The following is a 5,250-nucleotide window of genomic DNA, read 5'->3' on the forward strand; positions in this document are numbered from 1 at the left end:
TCAGCTATCAGCTATCAGCTATCAGTTATCAGCTATCAGCTATCAGCTATCAGCTATCAGTTATCAGATTTTGAATCAAACAGGTAAGCATTGGTTTAATCTGAGTGAACTCACCTGACAGGCTAGAAGCCTGTTCCACAAAGCTGACCGCTGACGGCTGATGGCTGACGGCTGATGGCTGACCGCTGACCGCTGACCGCTGACCGCTGACCGCTGACCGCTGATAGCTGATAGCTGACCGCTGATAGCTGATAGCTGACCGCTGATAGCTGATAGCTGAATGCTTGAATTATCAACGATCAATGTTGAGCATAATTAACTGCCGTTGAAGCAGCGATCGCACTCCATCTAAATCGACGTTAACATGCTTGATAATTTCTGCTACGGTTTGGGTTTGGGATGAGTTGTCGGGTGAGTTACCATTCTGGTCACAGGCTTCGAGAAACGTAAATTCCTCCTCTGATAGCTTAACCAGCTGGTAATCATAGTCAAATAGGGACTTACTTGGCCAACCTGTCATACAAGGGTGCCGTTCTGGAATTGCGGCTAACAGGTCGTTATCCTCTGACCAATCTACCCGCTCTAAGGGAGGACGGGTCAAGAAAAACTCATAATGAGTCAGTTCGGGATCTAATAATTCAATTAACCGATATAGCTCCCGTTCACTCAGACCTTCTGAGCGTGCCATTAACTCTGGATTGTTGCCAAATAAGCGCTCTTTCTGCCAGTAGCGGGGATTGGAAAACCCAAGAAACTCCAAGCCAGCAGCATCAATTAGTTCAAATAGGGTTTCAATGTTATAGTCAATTTCTTGGGGATGAACGTACATATCAGCGAAGCATTCATCCTGATGGTTTTCCAAAGCCCAGCGTTCCCGGTCTCGCTTGACAATTCGGTTTTTTTCTGGTAGAGCTTCAAATAATTGACGACCGACCTTGACCCCATCCTGGTAGTCTCCCTGGTTTTGACCCTGCAAAAGTGCGATCGCTTGCTGCATCAACTGGATTTCCCAGCGTCCTAATTCAGCATAGACAAAGATATGAAATAAGCCCCCTGGTGCTAGTTTCTTAGCTATCGATTGAATCCCACGGATGGGGTCTGGCAAGTGATGTAACACTCCCACACAGTTAATTAGATCGAACTGACCCTCGATTTGGTCAACATCGTACAAGCTCAGGTGATGAAACTCGACGCGATCAGCACCAGAGCGGCGACAGCGTTCCTGGGCTACCTTCAAGGCTCCAGCACTAAGATCAATCCCCACTACTGAGGCTTGGGGATTGAGGTGAACTAGATACTCTGTGCCTACCCCCGTCCCACAACCAGCATCTAGAATCCGAATCTCCTCTCTTTGGGGTGTTTGCCCAGTACAAAAACTATAAGCAGCTCGCCAATTCCAGCGCCAGTTGTATCCAGGAGGTGGCTCATCGAGTAAGGGTTCTGGGGGAAAAGGGTAGGTATCGTAGAGGCGCTCAACGGCAGCAGCGGTTTCTTGAGAGGTTTTCATCACAAAACTTTACAAAACTTAATTATTCAGGGAAATTTTTTACGAAAATAAAGTATAATCTCAAAGGTTTGCTGGGATCAATGGCCATCAATCCTGAACTGGATCCCCTAAATTCTATACAATTCTTAATAAATAAACCGTAGAGATCAGAAAAGTTTTAATCTAAAAGCTAGTCGAGTTTAGCAATGACATCCATTTTGGCAAATTCTGTGGGAAATTCTATGGAACCTACTCCCTTAGTAGATTATCCTTATCCCTTGCTCCAAAGTGAGATTGGATAGGACTAACACCAAATGCCTACCAACCAAATGGGTGTCTAAAACGTGTTTATTAACTGCGGCATAAGTCCGCAATGACAGCATAAAAATTTAGGAGCTTTAACAAACCAATGAGTGTCAAGGCAAGTGGTGGAAGCTCAGTTGCTCCTGTGCAACTCTATCAAACTGTCCCATCGGCAACCATTATCCAAGCAGAACAGCAAGACCGATTCTTAGGAAATGGAGAGATCAACGAGCTACTTGGTTACTTCCGTTCTGGAGAACAGCGTTTAGCAATTGCTGATCTGCTCACCAAAAACTCAGACCTAATCGTATCCAAGGCGGCTAACCGGATTTTCGTGGGTGGTTCCCCAATGGCTTTCCTGGAAAAGCCTAAGGAAGAACCTGCCCTAGTAGGGGCTGGAGCTACAGGGGTTCCCGACACCAAAACCTTGGGAACTAGTACCTTTGTCGAGAGTGGAGGTGGATTATTTTCGGGCTTCCGCGCTCTGTTTAGTTCTCCGACTGGACCAACCCCAGCGAGTTTCCGTCCCATCGACATCAACCGCTATGGCCCGAGGAATATGCAAAAGTCCTTGCGGGACCTATCTTGGATGTTGCGCTATATCACTTACGCCATTGTTGCTGGTGATCCCAACATCCTAGTGGTTAATGTGCGAGGTTTGCGGGAAGTCATTGAAAATGCTTGTTCAGCTGATGCCACCATCGTGGCAATCCAGGGAATGCGGGCGGCTTCACTAGATTATTTCAAAGGTGATAAGTCGGCACAGGAGATTGTTGCCCAGTACTTTGACATTACCCTTAACGAATTTAAAGCTGCTACACCCTCCGATAAACTGCGGCAACGGCCTTCGATAGACCAACAAGGGCTGCAATTGCCCCAAAGTTACTTTAATGCAGCAGAGCGGCGTCCTAAGTTTGTGATGAAGCCCGGTCTGTCATCCTCAGAAAAAACTGAGGTAGTTAAAGCTGCCTACCGGCAAATCTTTGAGCGTGACATTACCCGCGCCTACGGTTTGTCGATTTCTTATCTGGAATCTCTAGTTAAAAACGGGAACATTTCCATGAAGGAGTTTGTTCGCCGTTTGGGCAAATCTGAACTATACCGGAAGCAATTCTTTGAACCTTTTATCAATAGTCGGGCCTTAGAACTAGCTTTCCGCCATTTCCTAGGTAGGGGTCCATCTTCAAGAGAAGAAGTTCAAAGCTACTTCTCCATTGTTTCCGATGGTGGTTTACCCGCTCTAGTAGATGCCCTGGTGGATTCTCAGGAATACTCCGATTACTTTGGGGAAGAAACGGTTCCCTATCTGAGGGGTTATGGTCAAGAGGCTCAAGAATGCCGCAACTGGGGGATGCAGCAAGATTTGTTGCGCTATAGTGCTCCCTTCCGTAAGGATGCCCAGTTCCTCAATACCTTTGCCAAGTACGAGCAACCCCTGCCTGACCAACATGTCTATGGTTCTGGTAATGACTCCTTGGAAATTCAGTTTGGGGCAATTTTCCCGAAAGAAACCCGGAATCCTACTACCACCCCCGCTCTCTTTGGCAAAGATACTAAACGCCTGCTGATCCACCAAGGCCCAGCCATCAATAACCAAAATAGTAATCCAGGGGCAAGGGGTGTATTCCCCGGTTCCCTTGGCTCTAAGGTGATCCGCCTTGACCAGATCCCTAGTACACAAGACAAGAGTATCAAATTTGCCGAAAGCTCTACTCAAAGGGTAATTCGCGCCTGTTACCTTCGAGTGTTTGGCTTTATGCCCTATGAAGGTGAACGGCTGACTTCAGGGGAAGCTCGGCTGGAAAACGGTGAAATTACCGTCCGCGAGTTTATCCTAATGCTGGCGAAGTCTGATGGTTTCCGCAAACGCTACTGGACACCATTGTATGTAGTCAAGGCAATTGAATATATCCACCGACGTTTGCTTGGTCGTCCTAGCTATGGGCGCTCCGAGATGAACAGTTACTATGATGTTGCCTATAAAAAAGGTTTCTACGGTGTAGTAGAGGCAATTGTCAACAGCAAAGAGTACTCTGAGGCATTTGGGGAAGATACGGTTCCCTATGAGCGCTATGTGACGGCGGCTGGTTTAAAAATGCGCACCGGAGTGTCTGGTAGCGTGACATCAGCAATGGCAATCATGGGTGAGGAGAAAGTACCTCGCTTTGTTGAGCTGGGTAAGGGCAAAGACATGCTCACCGAACCGGAAGTTGAATTCCGGATTAATCAGGGGGTCAGTGTACAGCGTGAACAAACCAAGATCTTTAAGCTGATTGACCTTAATGATAAGCCAGCCTTGAAAGTCCTGATTGGAGCAGCTTATCGGCAAATATTTGAGCGGGATCTTGAACCCTATCTGATCAAAGCAGCATTCACCTCCCTGGAAAGCCGACTCAGCAATGGCGAAATTAATCTTAAGGAGTTTATTGAAGGCTTAGGTTGTTCTGATCTCTACATCAAAGAGTTCTACACCCCCTACCCCAACACCAAGGTGATTGAGCTGGGTACCAAGCACTTCCTAGGACGTGCCCCCTTAACTCAGAAGGAAATCCAGACCTACAATGCAATTTTGGCCTCTGAAGGCATTCGGAGCTTTATTGGCGCAATGGTCAATGGCATGGAATATGCTCAGGCATTTGGAGAAGATACCGTACCGTACCGCCGCTTCCCCACCTTACCAGCGGCTAATTTCCCGAACACCGAGAAGCTGTATAATCAGCAGACCAAGCAGAATAGTGATGTGGTGGTACCAAGCTTTGATCCAGTCGAGCCTCGCATGGATTCGTCTAAGCTACCTCTGACCGGAAAAGCGATCGCAGATATGGCTGCCCAAAAGTGGCAGGTGGCTACTAACCCTTCCGAGCTGGCCAAGGTAGGTCGTTCCTCTAATCGGAACCAATCAACCTTAAATCCTAAATCTGCTAAGCCAACACGGATTTTCCGCATCACCCCAAACATTTCTCAGGTTGAAACCGCAGTGGTGATTGATGCCATTTATGACCAGGTCCTGGATTTATTTGGTGAACCAGTACCACCAAAATACCGGCAACAGCATCTAGACAGTCAACTGCGCAATGGAGAAATTTCGGTGCGGCAGTTTGTTAAAGCCTTGGCAAGTAGTAACACCTATAGTCAGCGCTTTTACCAGCCTTATCCCCCTGCCAAAGTAGTCGAGTTATTGTTCCGGCACTTACTCGGACGTACCCCTAACACTCACGGTGAGGTTCAAACCTACCAGCAGCTGTTGGCGGCACAGGGTCTAGAAGCTGCGGTAACCGCTATGGTTGATAGTCCAGAATACTCCCGCTTCTTTGGTGAAGACGTAGTCCCCTATCAGCGGGTTAGTTAGCAAAAAGTCTGAATTATGAAGGTTGGAAGTTGGAGGTTAAATATTGAAGGTTAAATGTTGAAGGTTAAATGTTGAAGGTTAAATGTTGAAGGTTAAATGTTGAAGGTTAAAT

At 47.1% G+C, this 5,250-nt stretch carries 3 protein-coding genes; 1 reads left to right on the forward strand and 2 read right to left on the reverse strand.

All coding sequences use genetic code 11. The features are described 5' to 3' along the window. Positions 1–122: 122 nt before the first annotated feature. Both AC4II3_RS28765 and AC4II3_RS28770 read right to left on the reverse strand, forming a co-directional pair. Entirely contained in the window at positions 123–296 is a 174-nt protein-coding gene (locus AC4II3_RS28765; protein ID WP_488008622.1) for a hypothetical protein, read from the reverse strand. After that, on the reverse strand, positions 293–1,507 hold the full coding sequence (locus AC4II3_RS28770) for a class I SAM-dependent methyltransferase (protein ID WP_488008624.1): 1,215 nt from the start codon (positions 1,505–1,507) through the stop codon (positions 293–295). Before AC4II3_RS28770 ends, AC4II3_RS28765 begins: the two co-directional genes overlap by 4 nt. A gap of 388 nt (positions 1,508–1,895) precedes the next feature. Here AC4II3_RS28770 and AC4II3_RS28775 point away from each other — a divergent pair, with 388 nt between their 5' ends. Continuing rightward, positions 1,896–5,138: a phycobilisome rod-core linker polypeptide gene (locus AC4II3_RS28775; RefSeq protein ID WP_488008626.1), complete on the forward strand. Its 3,243-nt coding sequence runs from the start codon at positions 1,896–1,898 to the stop codon at positions 5,136–5,138. The last annotated feature ends 112 nt before the right edge of the window (positions 5,139–5,250 follow it).

The organism is Moorena sp., assembly GCF_982860115.1.

Excerpts from the sequence above, each read along its gene's own strand:
- AC4II3_RS28770 (WP_488008624.1), bottom strand. The coding sequence starts at position 1,507 with ATGAAAACCTCTCAAGAAACCGCTGCTGCCGTTGAGCGCCTCTACGAT.
- AC4II3_RS28775 (WP_488008626.1), top strand. The coding sequence starts at position 1,896 with ATGAGTGTCAAGGCAAGTGGTGGAAGCTCAGTTGCTCCTGTGCAACTC.